The sequence below is a fragment of the Pseudomonas paraglycinae genome (assembly GCF_021601625.1).
Taxonomy (GTDB): domain Bacteria; phylum Pseudomonadota; class Gammaproteobacteria; order Pseudomonadales; family Pseudomonadaceae; genus Aquipseudomonas; species Aquipseudomonas paraglycinae.
The window spans coordinates 86,341-102,350 of the sequence record NZ_BQHR01000015.1; the positions used below are offsets into that span (position 1 = coordinate 86,341).

18 protein-coding genes are annotated in these 16,010 nt (G+C 61.8%); 8 read left to right on the forward strand and 10 right to left on the reverse strand.

Translation table 11 applies throughout. The features are described 5' to 3' along the window. Positions 1-14: 14 nt before the first annotated feature. Positions 15-470 (reverse strand): (2Fe-2S)-binding protein, encoded by a 456-nt coding sequence (locus L6D82_RS21395; protein ID WP_007956954.1) that lies wholly within the window; start codon positions 468-470, stop codon positions 15-17. A gap of 240 nt (positions 471-710) precedes the next feature. On the opposite strand from L6D82_RS21395, the gene L6D82_RS21400 reads away from it, so the two are divergent. Next, a complete protein-coding gene (locus L6D82_RS21400) occupies positions 711-1,541 on the forward strand; it encodes an alpha/beta fold hydrolase (RefSeq protein WP_102687403.1) in 831 nt (276 codons plus the stop codon). A 35-nt stretch (positions 1,542-1,576) separates the two neighbouring features. Here L6D82_RS21400 and L6D82_RS21405 read toward each other — a convergent pair whose 3' ends face one another. Beyond that, on the reverse strand, positions 1,577-1,969 hold the full coding sequence (locus L6D82_RS21405; protein ID WP_085667809.1) for a GFA family protein: 393 nt from the start codon (positions 1,967-1,969) through the stop codon (positions 1,577-1,579). 109 nt (positions 1,970-2,078) lie between these two features. Between L6D82_RS21405 and L6D82_RS21410 the strand changes: the two genes are divergently transcribed. Beyond that, positions 2,079-3,227 carry a GGDEF domain-containing protein gene (locus L6D82_RS21410; RefSeq protein WP_085748407.1) on the forward strand — a complete coding sequence of 383 codons (1,149 nt, stop codon included), beginning with the start codon at positions 2,079-2,081 and terminating at the stop codon, positions 3,225-3,227. Positions 3,228-3,265: 38 nt separating this feature from the next. After that, a complete protein-coding gene (locus L6D82_RS21415; RefSeq protein WP_085748408.1) occupies positions 3,266-3,937 on the forward strand; it encodes a class I SAM-dependent methyltransferase in 672 nt (223 codons plus the stop codon). Between the two features lie 5 nt (positions 3,938-3,942). On the opposite strand, the gene L6D82_RS21420 is transcribed toward L6D82_RS21415, so the two are convergent. The 3 genes from L6D82_RS21420 to L6D82_RS21430 form a co-directional block, all read right to left on the reverse strand. Next, complete coding sequence (locus tag L6D82_RS21420) at positions 3,943-5,097, reverse strand: NnrS family protein (RefSeq protein WP_236191490.1); 1,155 nt, start codon at positions 5,095-5,097, stop codon at positions 3,943-3,945. 2 nt (positions 5,098-5,099) lie between these two features. Then, a complete protein-coding gene (locus tag L6D82_RS21425) occupies positions 5,100-5,348 on the reverse strand; it encodes a transmembrane sensor/regulator PpyR (protein ID WP_085748410.1) in 249 nt (82 codons plus the stop codon). A 165-nt stretch (positions 5,349-5,513) separates the two neighbouring features. Then, on the reverse strand, positions 5,514-6,860 hold the full coding sequence (locus tag L6D82_RS21430; RefSeq protein WP_236191491.1) for an FG-GAP repeat protein: 1,347 nt from the start codon (positions 6,858-6,860) through the stop codon (positions 5,514-5,516). Between the two features lie 148 nt (positions 6,861-7,008). Here L6D82_RS21430 and L6D82_RS21435 point away from each other — a divergent pair, with 148 nt between their 5' ends. Both L6D82_RS21435 and L6D82_RS21440 read left to right on the forward strand, forming a co-directional pair. Then, entirely contained in the window at positions 7,009-7,512 is a 504-nt protein-coding gene (locus L6D82_RS21435) for a VOC family protein (RefSeq protein WP_085748412.1), read from the forward strand. A 35-nt stretch (positions 7,513-7,547) separates the two neighbouring features. Continuing rightward, positions 7,548-8,378, forward strand: a complete 831-nt coding sequence (locus tag L6D82_RS21440) for a helix-turn-helix transcriptional regulator (RefSeq protein ID WP_236191493.1) — start codon at positions 7,548-7,550, stop codon at positions 8,376-8,378. A gap of 93 nt (positions 8,379-8,471) precedes the next feature. Here the strand turns inward: L6D82_RS21440 and L6D82_RS21445 are convergent, their stop codons facing one another. Beyond that, positions 8,472-8,843 (reverse strand): DUF6124 family protein, encoded by a 372-nt coding sequence (locus L6D82_RS21445; RefSeq protein ID WP_236191495.1) that lies wholly within the window; start codon positions 8,841-8,843, stop codon positions 8,472-8,474. Between the two features lie 327 nt (positions 8,844-9,170). Continuing rightward, positions 9,171-9,758 carry a LysE family translocator gene (locus L6D82_RS21450; protein ID WP_102717744.1) on the reverse strand — a complete coding sequence of 196 codons (588 nt, stop codon included), beginning with the start codon at positions 9,756-9,758 and terminating at the stop codon, positions 9,171-9,173. A gap of 142 nt (positions 9,759-9,900) precedes the next feature. On the opposite strand from L6D82_RS21450, the gene L6D82_RS21455 reads away from it, so the two are divergent. Continuing rightward, positions 9,901-10,656 carry a type 1 glutamine amidotransferase domain-containing protein gene (locus L6D82_RS21455; protein ID WP_236191500.1) on the forward strand — a complete coding sequence of 252 codons (756 nt, stop codon included), beginning with the start codon at positions 9,901-9,903 and terminating at the stop codon, positions 10,654-10,656. An 8-nt stretch (positions 10,657-10,664) separates the two neighbouring features. Here L6D82_RS21455 and L6D82_RS21460 read toward each other — a convergent pair whose 3' ends face one another. Together L6D82_RS21460 and L6D82_RS21465 are read right to left on the reverse strand one after the other, a co-directional pair. Then, positions 10,665-12,902, reverse strand: a complete 2,238-nt coding sequence (locus tag L6D82_RS21460) for an ATP-binding protein (protein ID WP_236191508.1) — start codon at positions 12,900-12,902, stop codon at positions 10,665-10,667. Continuing rightward, complete coding sequence (locus L6D82_RS21465) at positions 12,899-13,504, reverse strand: biliverdin-producing heme oxygenase (RefSeq protein WP_085748309.1); 606 nt, start codon at positions 13,502-13,504, stop codon at positions 12,899-12,901. The genes L6D82_RS21460 and L6D82_RS21465 overlap by 4 nt, the downstream gene beginning before the upstream one ends. A 274-nt stretch (positions 13,505-13,778) precedes the next feature. On the opposite strand from L6D82_RS21465, the gene L6D82_RS21470 reads away from it, so the two are divergent. Beyond that, positions 13,779-14,399 (forward strand): LysE family translocator, encoded by a 621-nt coding sequence (locus L6D82_RS21470; protein WP_236191510.1) that lies wholly within the window; start codon positions 13,779-13,781, stop codon positions 14,397-14,399. Here the strand turns inward: L6D82_RS21470 and L6D82_RS21475 are convergent. Further along, on the reverse strand, positions 14,396-14,809 hold the full coding sequence (locus L6D82_RS21475) for a VOC family protein (RefSeq protein ID WP_102717749.1): 414 nt from the start codon (positions 14,807-14,809) through the stop codon (positions 14,396-14,398). The two genes, L6D82_RS21470 and L6D82_RS21475, sit on opposite strands and share 4 nt — an antisense overlap. Before the next feature lie 109 nt (positions 14,810-14,918). Between L6D82_RS21475 and L6D82_RS21480 the strand changes: the two genes are divergently transcribed. Further along, positions 14,919-16,001: a bifunctional transcriptional activator/DNA repair enzyme AdaA gene (locus tag L6D82_RS21480; protein WP_236191512.1), complete on the forward strand. Its 1,083-nt coding sequence runs from the start codon at positions 14,919-14,921 to the stop codon at positions 15,999-16,001. The last annotated feature ends 9 nt before the right edge of the window (positions 16,002-16,010 follow it).

Consider the following 16,010-nt stretch of genomic DNA (forward strand, 5'->3'; position numbering starts at 1 on the left):
CACCTCCCCCTCGCTCAGCCGATGTCGGCCGCGCGTTTGACCGCCGCGCGGATTCTTGGGTACGTGCCGCAGCGGCAGATATTGCCGGAGAGCGCCTGATCGATATCGCTGTCGGTGGGTTTGGGGATTTTCGCCAGCAACGCGGCGGCGGACATGATCTGCCCGGACTGGCAGTAGCCGCATTGCACCACGTCCAGTTCGGCCCAGGCCTGCTGTACCGGGTGCGAACCGTCGCTCGACAGGCCTTCGATGGTGAGGATCTTCTGGCCATGGGCGACGGCCGTGGCCGGGGTGATGCAGGAGCGCAGCGGTGCGCCATCGACGTGCACGGTACAAGCACCGCACTGGGCCATGCCACAACCGAATTTGGTACCGGTCAGGTGCGCGACATCGCGCAGGACCCAGAGCAACGGCATGTCCGCGGGGACATCGAGCTCCTGATCCTTGCCATTGATGTTCAAGGTCAGCATCGGGGACTTCCTCAGACTCACGGTGTTCTGAAGGGCGCTGCTCCGGCTCTCGATGTCCGTGCGCGCCTCGGCTTATCCCTTTCAGCTAAGCGCATTTTGACCCGACGACCAGCCGCTGCGACCACCGGTCATGCCGCACCGTTCGGGAATTCTTCGACCAAAGTGCCGACTTTGCTCCTACAGTTGATTCCGGTTGTCATCGCAAGACCTGCCCTTTCACACTTTCCAGGAGTCGCGAACATGGGATTTGTCACAACGAAAGACGGCGTCGAAATCTTCTACAAGGACTGGGGCCCGAAAGACGCTCCGGTGATCCACTTCCACCACGGCTGGCCGCTCAGCGCGGACGACTGGGATGCGCAGATGCTGTTTTTCCTGGCACAGGGCTTCCGGGTCGTGGCCCATGATCGACGGGGTCACGGGCGTTCGAGCCAGGTCTGGGACGGCCACGACATGGATCACTACGCCGACGATGTGGCGGCGGTAGTCAATCATCTGGGGACGCAGAAAGCCGTGCACGTCGGCCACTCCACCGGTGGCGGCGAGGTGATTCACTACATCGCCCGGCATGGCGAGGATCGGGTATCGAAAGCCGCGATCATCAGCGCCGTGCCGCCGCTGATGGTGAAAACCGAGAGCAGCCCCGGCGGTTTGCCCAAGTCAGTGTTCGACGATCTTCAGGCGCAACTGGCGGCCAATCGTGCGCAGTTCTATCGCGACGTGCCCAGTGGGCCGTTTTACGGCTACAACCGCCCTGGCGCCAAGCCATCGGAAGGGATCATTGCGAACTGGTGGCGTCAGGGCATGATGGGCGGCGCCAAGGCGCACTACGACGGCATCGTTGCCTTCTCACAGACCGACTTCACCGCCGACCTGAAAAGCATCTCGATCCCGGTGCTGGTGATGCACGGCGACGACGACCAGATCGTGCCCTATGAAAACGCCGGTGTGCTGTCGGCGAAGCTGCTGAAAAACAGCACGCTGAAGATCTATCCGGGCTTCCCCCACGGAATGCCGACCACCGAGGCGCCGACGATCAACGCGGATCTGCTGGCGTTCATTCGCGGCTAATAGTGGCCGGGGTCAGGCGCCCTGCCTGACCCCGGTTACTCTTCGGTTCGCCCCGTTCTCTCGCGATCACGCACGTAGTGTCGGGCCAATGGGAAGGCCGGCAGCCACGACTCGCGACGCACCGTCCACAGCTCATAGGTGGGCTGGAATTGATCCGGCGCATCCAGCGCGCCCAGATTCACTTCGACTTCATCGCCACTGCGGCCAAACACCGACGAGCCACAACGCGGACAGAAATGTCGCCCGGCATAGTCACGGGTCTCGCCGCTGATCGTCACCGCGTCCTCGGGAAAGATCGCCGACGCGGCAAACAGCGCGCCATGGTGTTTGCGGCAATCCAGACAATGGCAAACGCCAACCCTGTAGGGTCGCCCGGACGCCTCAATCCGCACTTCGCCGCACAGACAACCGCCGGTCAATCGGTCCATGGGACACCTCGCCTGAAAATGGAATATCCGGTGAGTGAAAATAGCAGCCCATTGGGGGAACGCTTACAATCGTGGCCCATTAACACTATCCAGGCAGACCTGTCCTTTCATGGCGCTCGATCCTCTCACGATGCTCACCATTTCCACCGCCCTGGCCGCGGCGGCCGCCCTGTATCTGGCGGTCGAATGGCGCAGCATCCGCGAACCTTCCCTGCTGTTCTGGAGCGCCGGTTTCGCCACCATCACCGTCGGTTCGAGCCTGGCCCTGTTGCGCGCCAATGGTTATCCGCTGATCGGCATCTGGTTCGCCAACGGCCTGCTGGTGGTCGCGCACTGGCTGTTTCTGCTTGGGGTCGCGCGGTTTACCCAGCAGCGCTTGTCACGCGCCTGGTACTTGATGTTCCTGCTCTGGCTGGCGTTGCTGCTGCTACCGGAAGATCCGTCGTGGTCGAAGATCATGCTGATGGCTAACTCGCTGCTGGTGGCCGCGTTGATGCTGCGAGCCAGCCTGTTGCTGCGCCCGCACGGCAAATCGTTGAGCGTCGGCGCGGTGCAATTGCGTTATGTGCTGCTGATCCACGGCGCGTTCTATTTCGCCAAGGCGATCATCGCGGTGATTCCGGGCACGTTGATCGATCTGGCGTCGCTGCGTGGCGAAATCATTCAGATTTCCCTGGTTGAAGGCGCGATGGCGATCATGCTGATCGCGCTGTCGATGACCGGCACCGAGCGCTACCGGCGGGAAAAGCAGATTGCCGAACTGGCCGCCCGGGATCCGCTGACCGCGCTGTACAACCGCCGCGCCCTGGAAGTCCGCGCACCGCGCCTGCTCGACGAAGTCTCCAGCGCCCGCCCCGGCGCCCTGCTGCTGATCGACATCGACAACTTCAAACTGATCAACGATCTGTACGGCCACACCGCCGGCGACCGCTTGCTCATCGCCCTCAGCGAAATGATCCGCGCGGTACTGCCCAAAGATGCGCTGGCAGCACGGCTGGGCGGTGACGAATTCGTGATGCTGCTGGGCGATGCGTCGCACGCACAGATCATGGTGCTGGGCAGTGCGCTGCGTGAGCAGTTCCAACAGATGACTTCGCAGACCTACACCACACCGCAGGCCGTCACCCTGAGCATCGGTGCCAAGGTGTTCGATCAGCCGCCGGCCAGCCTCGCGGCGTTGATCGAGCAAGGTGACAGCGCGCTCTACGAATCCAAACGCGGCGGTCGCAACCGGATTCAACTGGCCGACTACACCTGACCTATCCTTGCCTGCATCCCGCGATCCCGGAGTCCGTCATGTCCTCGCCTGAATCCACCCTCCTCCAGAGCTGGCACCACAACGCCCGGGCCTGGACCGAAGCCGTGCGCAGCGGCGCCATCGAGAGTCGCCGGCAGGTCACTGATCAGGCCATTCTGCTGGCGGTAATGGGGCGTCAGCCCGAGCGCGTGCTCGATCTGGGATGCGGCGAAGGCTGGCTGTTGCGGGCGCTGGCCGAGCGAGGGTTTGACGCAGTCGGCGTGGACGGTGATGCGACGCTGGTCGAGGCCGCGCGGGTGGCAGGTTCATCGCCCGTGCATGTCGCCAGTTACGAAGATCTGGTTGAGGCGAAGGTCGACATTGGCCGCGACTACGACCTGATCTGCGCCAACTTTTCCCTGCTGCATCAGGACATCATTCCGCTGCTCGCGGCGATGAATGCCCTGCTCGTGCCCGGCGGTGCGCTGGTGATCCAGACGCTGCATCCGTGGTCGGTCGCGACCGGTGATTATCAGGATGGATGGCGGGAAGAAACCTTCGACGGTTTTCAGGGCGAGTGGCAACCGATGCCGTGGTATTTCCGCACCTTGTCCAGTTGGCTGAATGCGCTGGACATGGCCGGCCTGCAGTTGACCGGCCTGCGCGAGCCGCAGCATCCGCAAAGCCCGATGCCGCAGTCGTTGTTGATGATTGCCGAGCGTCGCGGATAAAAACCCTAGAGCCTCGGCTTAAGCAGGATCCCGGTGTAATGCCGCAAAAACAGCGCGAACCCCGCGCACCAGAGCACCACCGACAGCCCCAGCCCCAGACTGGAAAACGGCACCAGCAACACCCGGCAACCCGCCGCGATCAGCACCAGCGCAAAGCCCAGCACCATGCCTTTCGAGAGCTGCAACAACCGGCCGGTGTGACCGAGACTGACCCGCGCAATCATCGCCAGAATCAACCCGCCCACCCCGCCGACCGCCAGCGCATGGGTCGCCAGGCTTTGCTGGCCGATCAAACCCAGATGCCACAGCGCCATGGCCCAGATTGCCAACGCCATCCAGCCGTAAGCCAGATACAACGACCAGAGCAGCGGCACCCGCCACATCCCGCGATCATGCCAGCGGATCAGCCGCATCAACTGCAAACTGCCGGTCAGCACAAACAGGCCCGTCAGCCACAGCCGGGGCGAATCATTGAGGCCTGCCGCAAAAGTGACAGCGGTCAGCAGGCTGCCGATCAACAGCAATCGGGTTGGCAGTGGATTGGCGACGGGTGCCGGCGGACGGTTCAAGCCGCGCTGAATAAAGAACGGAATCACCCGCCCGCCAATCACGGTCATCAACGCCGCCACCAGCCACAATGCGCCCAGCACACCCTGGCGTTGCAGGCCGGCATCGTCGTTGTACAGGCCGATCAAAGTCAGCGCCTGACAACCCGCCATCAGCCCAAGCACCAACACAATCGGGTAGTTATCACGTTTGCGGGCGGCGACCAGATCCCGTCCCAGCATCACCGCCAGCAGCGGCAGAAAACCCCATTGCAGCGCCAGAATCAGCCCGGTCGGCAACGGCAGCCACCAGGCTACACGCCCGAGCAGCCAGACCGAGACCAGCGCGATCAGCGCCCCGCCGCGCACTCCGGGAATGCCGGTCCAGTTGGGCACCGCCGTCAGCAGAAACCCGGCAACGATCGCCGCCGCGAAACCGAAGGGCATTTCATGTCGATGCCACGCAAGCATGCCGCCCACCGGTTGCAGATCGAACCAATGTCCGTAAAGCCACAGACCCCAGATCAGGATCGCCAGCGCGGCGAATCCTGCCCCGGCCAGAAACAGCGGCCGGAAGCCCAGGCTGAACAGCGGCGCATCGGCGAGTCTGCGCATGTTCAAACCACCACGGCGGCGTGATGTGGGCCCAGCCGATATTGAGACAGGAGCCGCATCACATAGCCGATCTTGATCAGCGTCGGGCCAACGATGGTCATGGCATGCATCGCCACCAGCAACGCAATCGGCATGTGGCCCTGATACAGATAAGCGCCGTAGATCCCGGCCAGCAACATGACCAGACCGGCGACGAGCACTTTGCTCGACAGGTGCAGAACGTTCAGCGGATTCTCGAAGAAGGTGAACATGTTTCGTACTCCTGAGCGGATCAGTTTGTACGATTGATATATCAATTCGTGTGCCAGATTTTTTTACTTTAAAGATCAGCTAGATAAGCCATAAGAAGTCAATATGACTCAACCCAGAAAGAGTCATATCGACTTCAGTGATAGTCATAAAGACAACAATCGCCTTCAGGGTTGCTTTGCGTAAGCCCCTCTGAAATCAGAGAACTCACCGGCACCCTCTACTTGCACCGCTCCGTCGAGCAGTCGCAATCGATAGAGTGGCTCGGCGATCTGATCCTGACCAATCACCAGATTGCCCGCCTGCAACGGCCACTGCCGGTTCTCCTCACGGGGTGGTTTGCCCGGTTGCGTCACGGCCATCTGGATCAACGCCTGCTCACCCGCACACGTCTCGGTGGCCGGCACGATTTTGATCGTCAGCCACGCCGATCGCTCGTCCGGCGCCATCATCACGTAACGTCCTTCACGCTGATCGCCCGTGGGCGTCTGAAACTTTTGCGGTGCAACCCGGAACGCCGTCGGCCGTGCTTCGAAGATCAGAGACTTGTCGCCGTCGTGCCATGTTCCGCCCTGAAAGCCGTGCTCATCAGGCTCACCTGCCACGTACCAGTCGCCGGTGACACGGCCCTGGGCGTCCAGCTCATGCAGCAACACAGCTCCGTCATCGTAGGTCTCGCCCACCAGTCGGATCGGTTGGCCATTGCCCGTTTTCGTATAACGAACCTCGCCAATGTAGACGCCACCCAGCATCTGCCACCACAGCTCGAATGGGAGCTTGCCATCGAGCTTGCCCCGCAGCATCACCGGCGCTTCACCCACGGGCCCTTCAAGGCGACGCTGTTCCCGCCATTTGCCTTCCTTCAATTCCCGCTGCGTGACGTCGGTATAACCCGCCGGCATCAGCGGGCTGCCTTCCGACGGCCGCTGTGCCACCTCGATGATTTCGGTCACCTTGACCGGCGAATTGTCCTTCACCTGCCAGGTACTGCTCTGGCGCCAGCAGCAACCGCTCTTCGCGTGTGTGACAAGGTGGCGAGCGGCGCCATCGACTTCAAACAATCCCAGATACGGTTCGCGAGTCAGCGCCGACAAAGCCTTGTTCGGCACCAGCACCGGGCTCGACGGCTTAAACAGATAGACGTCATAGGACGCCGCGCCGTAGCCACCGTCGTTACCGTTACGGAGCGCCAGATCCTGGTGTCCATCGAAATTGAAGTCGCCAAACACCACCAGACGTTGCTCATCGCATCGCAAGGCCTTGGCTGAATCGTTGAGCGGAACCAGGTCGACGGCATCGGCCGTGTCGATTCGTTGCAACACTTCGCCACTGGACTTGTCGCGCAGGATGACTTGCGCCGCCACTGGCTCGAAGTTCTGCGTCGGTGGATGCTCGATGGTCACATCGACGCTGTACCTGTTTGCCGGATCCGAGAGCTGACAGCTCAACGGTTCGGCACTGGCCGACGCGGCGGCAAACAGGCAGAAAAAAATCCATGTACGAGAGGCAACCATGATGCAGAGCGTCCTTGCGGCAAAATCGGGCCGGCAAGTCTAACGACAAACGTTTTTGGGCGCACTTGTCGATCTATGGCGCCTACGACCCGCTTCGGACTGACTACGCTTTTAATCCAGCGTGTCTAACCTGCCGAGGATGACTGCCATGCAACGCTTTCAAAAGCTGACCCCGTGCCTGTGGTTCGACGATCAGGCCGAGGCGGCGGCCAAGTTCTACTGCTCGATCTTCGATCACTCGAAAATCACCGCCCTCACCCACTACAGCAAGGTCGGCCAGGAATTCCACGGGCGCCCGGAAGGCTCGGTGATGACCGTCAGTTTCGAACTCGACGGCCATACCTTCACCGGGCTCAATGGCGGGCCGATGTTCAAGTTCAATGAGGCGATCTCGTTTCAGGTCAATTGCCAGAATCAGGAAGAAGTCGACCATTTCTGGGGCAACCTCAGCGCCGGCGGGCCGGTGGAAGCCCAGCAATGCGGCTGGCTCAAGGACAAGTTCGGCGTATCGTGGCAGATCGTGCCGGTGGCCTTCATGCACATGATGACCGACCCCGACCAGACCAAGGTCCAACGGGCGATGCAGGCCATGTTCCGGATGAAAAAACTCGACATTGCCGAACTCGAACGAGCCTTCGCCGGCCAGAGCTAATACACTCGGGCACTGGTCTGCCGAGAACCACAACGATGAAAGCTGCCGCCAAGAACCCTGAACAAGCCCCGCGCTTCTGGCGCGACGACGCCCTGCCCTTCATCGAAGCGCGGGCCATCGCCGATGGGCGCGAGGTCTGCTATTCACGGCACTCCCACGCGCACTTTTCCATCGGCGCGATCACCGCCGGGCGCAGCACTTACGTGCATGAGCAATCATCTTTCGAAGTGACGGCCGGCACCGTGGTGCTGATGAATCCGGGGGACGTGCACGCGTGCAACCCGATCGATGACCAGCCGTGGTCGTATTTGATGTTGTATGTGGAAACGCCCTGGCTGACGGATCTGCAGCATCAGCTGGGGTTCAGCGCGGAGCTTGAGTTTCGGCGGTTTGCCGATACCCATTTGAATGACGCCCACCTGTTTCGCGACTTGAATGCGTTGTACGCGATATTGGTCGACGAGCAGCAAGACGTGCTGCGCAAACAGAGCGCTGCGGTGGAGTTTTTCAGCGAGCTGCAACTGCGCCTGAATCCTGTCGAACCACCGTTGCGCGAACCGAACTTCAAACTCGAACGCGCCGCCGACTTCATTCGCCAGCATTGCACCGACCTGCTCAGCCTCGACGACATTTGCGCCGCCGCCGAGCTGTCACCGTCCTATTTGATTCGCGCCTTCAAACAGCATTTCGGCATGACGCCCCATGCGTTCTTGGTCAACCAGCGCATTCAGTTTGCCCGAGAGTGTCTGAGGCGCGGGCAGTTGATTGCGGATGTGGCGCTGGAGGCGGGGTTTGCCGATCAGGCGCATTTTCAGCGGGCGTTCAAGCAGCATCTGGCGGCTACGCCGGGGCAGTATCGGGGTTAAACGAAAAAACGGCCCGCATTGGGCCGTCTCGGTTTGGAAGGGACGCGGAGCGTCCCGGGCTGCATTCCCACGCAAAGCGTGGGAACGATCAGGTTACAGAGGCGCCTCGGCCTTCAACTCCAGATTATCCAGCGCACGATTCACCGCCAGTTCACCCAGCATGATCAATTGCGCAATCCCCAACAGCACATGCCGATACGAGCCATCCACCAGCCCGGCGAAGTCGGTGGCCATGGTTTTGGCCGAGGTCAGGGTTTCGCAGGCGTCGGCCAGCAGTTCTTCGCTGTCGATGCCGGGGGCGATGAGGTAGCGGGTGTTGGGTTTGAGCATCGGTTTTCTGGGGTGGAACGGATTGAGGTAGTGGTCGAGAGCGCGGTCGGCGGCTTCGTGGAATTTCTTGGAGTCGAGGGTTTCGTAGGGCGAGGTCGGGTCGGTTTCGGGTGGGTTTGGTGTTGGTTTGATCATGATTGAATCTCCAGAGTCATGGAGCCGCCACGATTCGCTGCGATACGAAGAGGTGGCAGCTATACGCGGGTCGCAGACCGGGACTCTAGAACCGGCAGACCCGAGGGTCTCCCACGTACAGCCGCCATAAAACTGGAGGGTGTTGTGCGTCTAGAGATCGCGGGCTGCGAGACCCGATCGCTGATTCGTCAGCGACCGGCAAACAATAGAACCCGCTCCCAAGGCGCACAAGCCGGCGGATTCTGGCGGATGCGTAGGCAATGGCGCAAGTTCGCGTGGTTTGTCGGACGCATCCTTAAACACCTTTAAACCCAAGCCCCGTCACACTCACGGCAGCAACAGATACCCCGCACTCACCGCCAACAGCAACGCCATCACCCGGTTGAACAAGCGCATCCCCGCCGGGTTGCCAAGATAACCGCGCAAGAACGTCCCGGCATACGCCCAACAGCCGACCGACAGATAACAGATCACCAGATACACCGCTGCAAACTGCCACACCAGCCGCGCCTCGCCATCGGCGACAAACGCGCCCATCCCCGCCACGCAGGCCAGCCAGGCCTTGGGATTGAGCCACTGCATCACTGCGCCGTAGAGCATCGACGGCGCCCTGCCCGATTCTCCCGCATTCAACTGGCCGTCATCCGTGGCCAGTTTCCAAGCCATGAACAGCAAAAACGCCACCCCGGCCAGTTGCACCACGCGGGTCAGCGCCGGCCACAGCTTGAGCACTTCGTGCAGCCCCAGCCCCATCAACACCAGCAACAACACAAATCCCAGCGTCGCCCCGGCCACATGCCTCTGACTGGCGCGAAAGCCGAACTGCGCCCCCGAGCTCAACGCCACGATATTCACCGGCCCCGGGGTAATGGACGCGGCCAGGGCAAACGCCGCCATCGACACAATCAGACTCATCGCACACCTGCTTCAAATCGAGGAACAAGGCGCCCACAGTAGCCAGCGCACACCGGGCAGTATTGAAGGAAATTACCCCCGCTCACGCAGACCCACTACGCTCTGGCTATGCGATCACTTTTGACCAGGAAGTCTGCCCTCGATGATTCTGATTCTGTTGCCCTGCGCCGATTACGACCCCACCGAAAGCAGTGTGCCCTGGCAGGCCATGCGCGACGCGGGGATCGAGGTACGTTTTGCCACGCCGCAAGGCTTGCCCGCCCACGCCGATCCACGGCTGGTGGATATCGGCTTCGGCCTGTTGAGTTCGATGCTGATGACGCGCAAGGCCGATCTGGACAGTTACACGCAGATGATCGAGTCCGAAGCGTTCAGGCAGCCGCTGGCGTATGCCGATGTCGACACGAATCGATTCGATGGTCTGCTGATCCCCGGCGGGCATGCCAAAGGCATGCGCACGTTGTTGGAATCCACGCAGGCCCAGCAGATTGCCCTGCAATTTTTCAAAGCCGAAAAACCCGTGGCGGCGGTGTGTCATGGTGTGCTGTTGCTGGCGAGGACGCTCGACCCCGATACCGGGCGGTCGGTGTTGTTCGGGCGCAAAGTGACGGCATTGCTCGCGGCCACCATGGAGTTGCCGGCGTGGCTGATGACAGCTGCGTGGCTGGGGCGCTACTACCGCACCTACAAGCAGACCGTCGAAGCGGAAGTGAAAACCGCGCTGGCCAGCAAAACCGACTTCAAACGCGGTCCGCTGATCGCCAAGCGCGATTGTGCGCAGAAACTGCAATCGGGATTTGTGGTGCGCGACGGGCAACTGCTGACGGCGCGCTGGCCCGGCGATTGCCATCGATTCGCCGCCGAGTGGGTGGCCATATTGCAGCCACCCGAGCGCTGATCCGCGTTTCAGTCCAGACGCGGCACGGTGAAGCGGAATTCACTGCCCTGCCCCGGCTCACTCTCGGCAACGATCTGCCCGCCATGGGCCTCGACGATGCCCTGCGTGATGTACAGGCCCAGCCCGGTGCCGGTCGGATTGCCTTCCTTCACCGTCCAGTAACGGTCGAACACGTGCGGCAAGTGATCCTTGGGAATGCCTTCGCCGCTGTCGCGTACTGTGAAGACGATGTCGTCACCGACCGATTTGGCATACACGTCGACCGTACCTAGGCGCGGGGTGAATTTGATCGCGTTGCCGACCAGATTCGACAGCACCTGAAACAACCGCTCGGGGTCGGCATGGATGCTCAGGTCGGGATCGGCCTCGAACGAGATGCTGATGTCCTTGTCCAGCGCCAGCGGCGCCAGCAGCGATTGCGCCTCTTCGAACATCTGCGCGACATCGAGTTTCTGCGGCGCGATGGTGTAGCGGCCGGCGTCGATTTTCGAAGTGTCGAGCAAGTCTTCCAGCAGCGTGTTCATGCGCCCGGCGGCTTGTTGCATGGTGTCGATCGCAGTCGAGATGCGCCGCGAAGTGTGCGGCCCGTCGGAGCTGAAAGCCTTCTGCATCATGCCGCACAGCATCGAGATCACGGTCATCGGGTTGCGCAGGTCGTGGGAAACCACCGCTACCAGCTCGTCGCGGGCACGCACTGCTTCCTGCTCGCGGCGTACCTGGCGGGCCAGATCGTTTTCCAGGGCCGAGCGACGCAGGTCGTTGGCGGCAAACAGATCGCCGTGGCTCCATTTGGTGGAAATCCCGGCCATCTCGACCTTCCAGATTTCGAACGAGGTACGCGGCCGCAGACGAAGGCCGGCGTCAGAGTTTTCCAGATCCAGCGGCTTGCGCGGGTCGCCGCTCCAGTTGATGTTCTCTTTGACTTCGGGGCGGAACCACAGCACGCCGTTGTCCACCGGTTTGGGCAGGCTCATGGCGAGCACGCCGCTGGCGACCTGCTGATAGTGCGCGGCCGGCGGGTAGACGCTGGCCAGGTGATGACTGGCAAACACCGGCTCGCCACGCTCCTGCAGCCATTTGTGCAGGGCACGGATCTCTTCCGGCTCCGGGCAATTACCGTAACGGTGCAATTGCTTGTCTTCGATGATCGCGATGCCGCCGGCATTGGCCAGCGCCATCAGAACCTGTGGCTGATTGGCCAGGCCATCGAAGACGTTCTGTGGCGAGTCGATCATCGCCTGATTGAGCAGCGCCAGCGCCTCGACCTTTTCCTCGCGTTGACGGCTGACTTCCAGCGCTTCCATCGCACTGATCTGCAACGACAGCACCTGGCCGATGGTCTGGCATGCCGTGCGCAACTCGTGCGGCACGTGCAGCGGCTGACGATTGCCGCAACTGATCAGGCCCCAGAGCTTGTCGCCCTTGAGCAGGGAAATGCTCATCGAGGACAGCACGCCCATGTTCTTCATGTACTGGCAGTGGATCGGCGACACGCTGCGCAGCGTCGCGAAACTCAGGTCCAGCGGGGTCTGGGTGTCCGGGCGCAACTTGGGTACCAGCGGCACCGGTTGGTAGTCGGCATTCGGAATGATCCGCAGCCAGTTGGTGCGGTACAGCTCGCGGGCCTGCTCGGGGATGTCGGAGGCCGGGAAAAACAGACCGTTGAAGACTTCCATCGACGGATCGGACGCTTCGGCGATGACCTGACCGTGGCCCTCCTCTTCGAAGCGATAGATCAGCACCCGGTCGTAACCGGTCATGGCCTGGATTTCCTTGACGCTGATGTCGTACAGCGCCTGCAGGCTCTGGGCCTTTTGCAGGCGCGCGAGCATCCGCCCGAGGTGGGTTTCGGTGCCGGCGACGTTACGCGGCTGGAAGTTCTCGACGTGGATTTCCAGCTCCAGGATCAGCACATCCTGATGCCGATGCAGCAAACCTTCGAACGCGGTGCCGTTGAGGCGAAAGTGCAGCGGCGGCGCATCGGACAAGGCCGGTTGCTGCAAGGCCTCGCGAACCTGCGCGGCATGGGCATCGCCGATCAGGCTTTGCAGTGGCTGGCCGATCAGTTCCTGTGCCGGCCGGGCGAGCAAGGTCTCGACGTTGGCGCTGATCTGAATGATCGAAAGGTCCGGCTCGCTCAGGGTCAGCAGCAAACCGTGCGGCTGGATCGCGCCGGGAAAGCGGATCGGCTCGTCGGCGCAGTTGGCCAGCAACTCTTCAAAGACTTCTTTGTCTTGCGGGTTCATACCAGAACCTCCTGACTTTCGAGCCACTGCTCGAAACAACTGAATGTAGTGTGGGCCGCCGCCACGACGGCTTTACGCTCGTCGGTGTCCATCGGGCGACTGCCCAGGTATTCGATGAAATCGAGCCAGCGCCGGCCGGTGGCGGCACCGTAAACGTCCAGAAACGCCGCGCCGTTTTCCGCGCCCAGGCTCAGCCGTGTGGCGATCTCCCGACGCAGGATCTGCCCGCCGAGAGTCGCGCCTTCCAGCACATACAACACCCCCAGACACGCGGCGGCGGAGTCGATGACGGGCAACCGGCGGCAGATCGGAAAATCGCCACCATTTGCGCCCAGCGCTTGCAGATCGCGTTGCAGGGTCGGTGCCTTGAGGCGGGAAGCCAGATCAAAATCAGCGGGAATCGCGTCGCTGTCCTGCAGCACGGCTTCCAATGGCTGATAGAAGCCGTAATAGGCGCGCATCAGTCGCTCGAAAGCGTGCAGATCAAGGGTGTCGGAGAAAAAAGGAAGGCGCTTTTCAAGTGCAATGTGCAGTTCGGCCGTGCCGGCGCGCAGATCCTGCAACACCGGTGGTACATGAACCTCGCGGGCCTTTGCTTGCATGTAGTCGCTCGTACAGTGGGCCGCCTGGGGCCATGGGGGAATGGAGAAGCATGGCGCGAAAGCTTACACGGCAATGGTAGTTTCTGACCCGGCAGATGGGATTCTCTGATGAATTCATCAACCTGTGAAGGGTTAAGAGCTGACCGGACGGCAGAAAGTTCGAAGGAATTCACTGCCGATAGTCGCTGTACCGCGACTCTGGCGCCTGACTGTACGGTTCAGGCCCGCACACCCGCGTGATAAAAATACCGCTCCCGTCACCGGAGCCCGCACCATGGATCTCGCCACCCTCTCCCTGTTTCTGCCCGCCTGTTTCGCCCTGAACATGGCACCGGGGCCGAACAATCTGCTGTCGGTCAGCAACGCCACCCGTTACGGCTATCGGCGCGCCTGCGTGGCGGGTGTCGGGCGATTGCTGGCGTTTGCCGGGATGATCGCCCTCGCGGCGGCGGGGCTGGCGGTGGTGCTGCAAACGTCCGAGCTGTTGTTCTATGGGATCAAGATTGTTGGCGCGGGGTATCTGTTGTATCTGGCGTGGCAGCTGTGGCGGGCAAATCCTGCCGCCGAAGACGCGGTGACTGCGCCGACGAGCGGGATTCTGGCCCTGGCGCGTCAGGAATTCCTGGTGGCAGCGGGAAATCCAAAAGCAATCCTGATCTTCACCGCCTTCCTGCCGCAATTCGTCGACCCGACCCACGCCATCACCCCACAATTCATGCTGCTGGGCGTGCTGTTCCTGCTGCTGGAATGGATCGCCATCAGCGCCTACGCGTACATGGGGCTGCACATGCGCCGCTGGTTCGCCGAGCCGCGCGGCAAGCGGATTTTCAACCGTTGCTGCGCGGGGTTGCTGTCGGCGGCGGCTTCGGTGTTGCTGATGGCCAAGCGGGCCTAAGCTTCGGACGGGCCTTTGAGTTCGACCTGATTGCCGTCCGGGTCGAAGCAGTACAGCGACAGGCCGTAACCCTCGGCGCCAAAACGGGTGGCGGCTTTTTCGACGCTCAGGCCGCAGGCTTGCAAATGACTGATCAGCGCCGCTTCATCGAACGGCTCGATGCGCAGGCAGAAGTGATCGACATTGCGCCGTTCGCTGCCGGCGGCCGCGCCGCCCTTGCGGCCGATTTCGCCGTCGAGGTCGACCAGATCGATCATCGACGTGCCGGCGCGCAGGTGCACCAGACCGAACTTTTCGTTGCGCTTGACCACTTCGGCGCCGAAGACCCGGTCGTAGAAATCAATGCTGCGTTGCAGATCGGCGACGCGCAGCACGATGTGATCGATGTGTTGAATCGTGAACGGTGGCATACCTTCATTTCCCGAGTTGTAGCGACCCGATCACTGTAGTGCAGCGGCCCGAAAATTCACTGTCGATTTTTCGGTGGAGCCATCGAATAACTGGTTTTATCCTCGGCCCATGAACATACAGACCGCTGTCCTGCCCCCTCACGCCGAAATGGTTCGCGCCATGCTCGCAAGCGACACTGCCTATGAAGGCGTGTTCTTCACGGCCGTGAAAACCACCGGGATCTTTTGCCGCCCTACCTGCACGGCGCGCAAACCGAAACCGGAAAACGTCGAGTTCTTCGCCCACGCTGACGACTGCTTGTCCGCCGGTTACCGCGCTTGTCTGCGTTGTAAACCGCTGGACGCCGCGGCCATCGCCCCGGACTGGGTGCAGCGGCTGCTCAAAGCTGTCGACGCCGATCCTGAGTTGCGCTGGAGCGATGCGCAATTGCTCGCCGAGGGCATCGAACCGCTGAAGCTGCGGCGCTGGTTCAAACAGCATTTCGGCATGACTTTCCATGCGTGGCTGCGCACCCGCCGGCTCGGTGTGGCATTGGGCGGGATCAAGCAAGGCACGTCCATCGATCACGCGGCGTTCGATTCCGGCTATGAATCCCTCAGCGGTTTTCGCGATGCGTTCCAGAAGTCGTTCCACATCACGCCGGGACGCGCGGCAGCCAGCGAGCCGCTGCTGTTCACCCGCCTGACCACGCCGCTGGGGCCGATGATCGCCATGGCCGAGCGACGCGGGCTGGTGCTGCTGGAGTTTCTCGACCGTCCGGCGCTGACCCGCGAAGTCGAAGAGCTGCAAAACCGCTACGGCTACGTGGTGGCACCGGGGCAGAACGCGCATTTGCAGCAGATCGACAACGAGCTGGCGCTGTACTTCGCCGGCAAGCTGAGCGAATTCAGTGTTCCACTGCACCTGCCCGGCAGCGAGTTTGCCCGGCAGGTCTGGAGCGAACTGCGGCAAATCCCCTACGGCCATACCAGCACTTACGGCGCCATCGCCGCACGCTTGGGCAAACCCGGCGCCAGCCGAGCAGTGGGGCTGGCCAACGGGCACAATCGGCTGTCGATCGTGGTGCCGTGCCATCGGGTGATCGGTGCGGACGGCTCATTGACGGGCTATGGTGGTGGGCAACCGCGCAAGGCGTTTTTGCTCCGGCTGGAAAACGCCGCCGTGCAGCTGACGCAACAACTGGCTTTCTGACAAATCGAC

What these genes read in the sequence shown, in the direction of transcription:
- L6D82_RS21435 (WP_085748412.1), top strand. Translation starts at nt 7,009, where the DNA reads ATGCAACGCTTTCAAAAGCTGACCCCGTGCCTGTGGTTCGACGATCAG.
- L6D82_RS21410 (WP_085748407.1), top strand. Translation starts at nt 2,079, where the DNA reads ATGGCGCTCGATCCTCTCACGATGCTCACCATTTCCACCGCCCTGGCC.
- L6D82_RS21470 (WP_236191510.1), top strand. Translation starts at nt 13,779, where the DNA reads ATGGATCTCGCCACCCTCTCCCTGTTTCTGCCCGCCTGTTTCGCCCTG.
- L6D82_RS21430 (WP_236191491.1), bottom strand. Translation starts at nt 6,860, where the DNA reads ATGGTTGCCTCTCGTACATGGATTTTTTTCTGCCTGTTTGCCGCCGCG.
- L6D82_RS21455 (WP_236191500.1), top strand. Translation starts at nt 9,901, where the DNA reads ATGATTCTGATTCTGTTGCCCTGCGCCGATTACGACCCCACCGAAAGC.
- L6D82_RS21440 (WP_236191493.1), top strand. Translation starts at nt 7,548, where the DNA reads ATGAAAGCTGCCGCCAAGAACCCTGAACAAGCCCCGCGCTTCTGGCGC.
- L6D82_RS21405 (WP_085667809.1), bottom strand. Translation starts at nt 1,969, where the DNA reads ATGGACCGATTGACCGGCGGTTGTCTGTGCGGCGAAGTGCGGATTGAG.
- L6D82_RS21395 (WP_007956954.1), bottom strand. Translation starts at nt 470, where the DNA reads ATGCTGACCTTGAACATCAATGGCAAGGATCAGGAGCTCGATGTCCCC.
- L6D82_RS21445 (WP_236191495.1), bottom strand. Translation starts at nt 8,843, where the DNA reads ATGATCAAACCAACACCAAACCCACCCGAAACCGACCCGACCTCGCCC.
- L6D82_RS21420 (WP_236191490.1), bottom strand. Translation starts at nt 5,097, where the DNA reads ATGCGCAGACTCGCCGATGCGCCGCTGTTCAGCCTGGGCTTCCGGCCG.
- L6D82_RS21415 (WP_085748408.1), top strand. Translation starts at nt 3,266, where the DNA reads ATGTCCTCGCCTGAATCCACCCTCCTCCAGAGCTGGCACCACAACGCC.
- L6D82_RS21480 (WP_236191512.1), top strand. Translation starts at nt 14,919, where the DNA reads ATGAACATACAGACCGCTGTCCTGCCCCCTCACGCCGAAATGGTTCGC.
- L6D82_RS21465 (WP_085748309.1), bottom strand. Translation starts at nt 13,504, where the DNA reads ATGCAAGCAAAGGCCCGCGAGGTTCATGTACCACCGGTGTTGCAGGAT.
- L6D82_RS21475 (WP_102717749.1), bottom strand. Translation starts at nt 14,809, where the DNA reads ATGCCACCGTTCACGATTCAACACATCGATCACATCGTGCTGCGCGTC.
- L6D82_RS21460 (WP_236191508.1), bottom strand. Translation starts at nt 12,902, where the DNA reads ATGAACCCGCAAGACAAAGAAGTCTTTGAAGAGTTGCTGGCCAACTGC.
- L6D82_RS21400 (WP_102687403.1), top strand. Translation starts at nt 711, where the DNA reads ATGGGATTTGTCACAACGAAAGACGGCGTCGAAATCTTCTACAAGGAC.
- L6D82_RS21450 (WP_102717744.1), bottom strand. Translation starts at nt 9,758, where the DNA reads ATGAGTCTGATTGTGTCGATGGCGGCGTTTGCCCTGGCCGCGTCCATT.
- L6D82_RS21425 (WP_085748410.1), bottom strand. Translation starts at nt 5,348, where the DNA reads ATGTTCACCTTCTTCGAGAATCCGCTGAACGTTCTGCACCTGTCGAGC.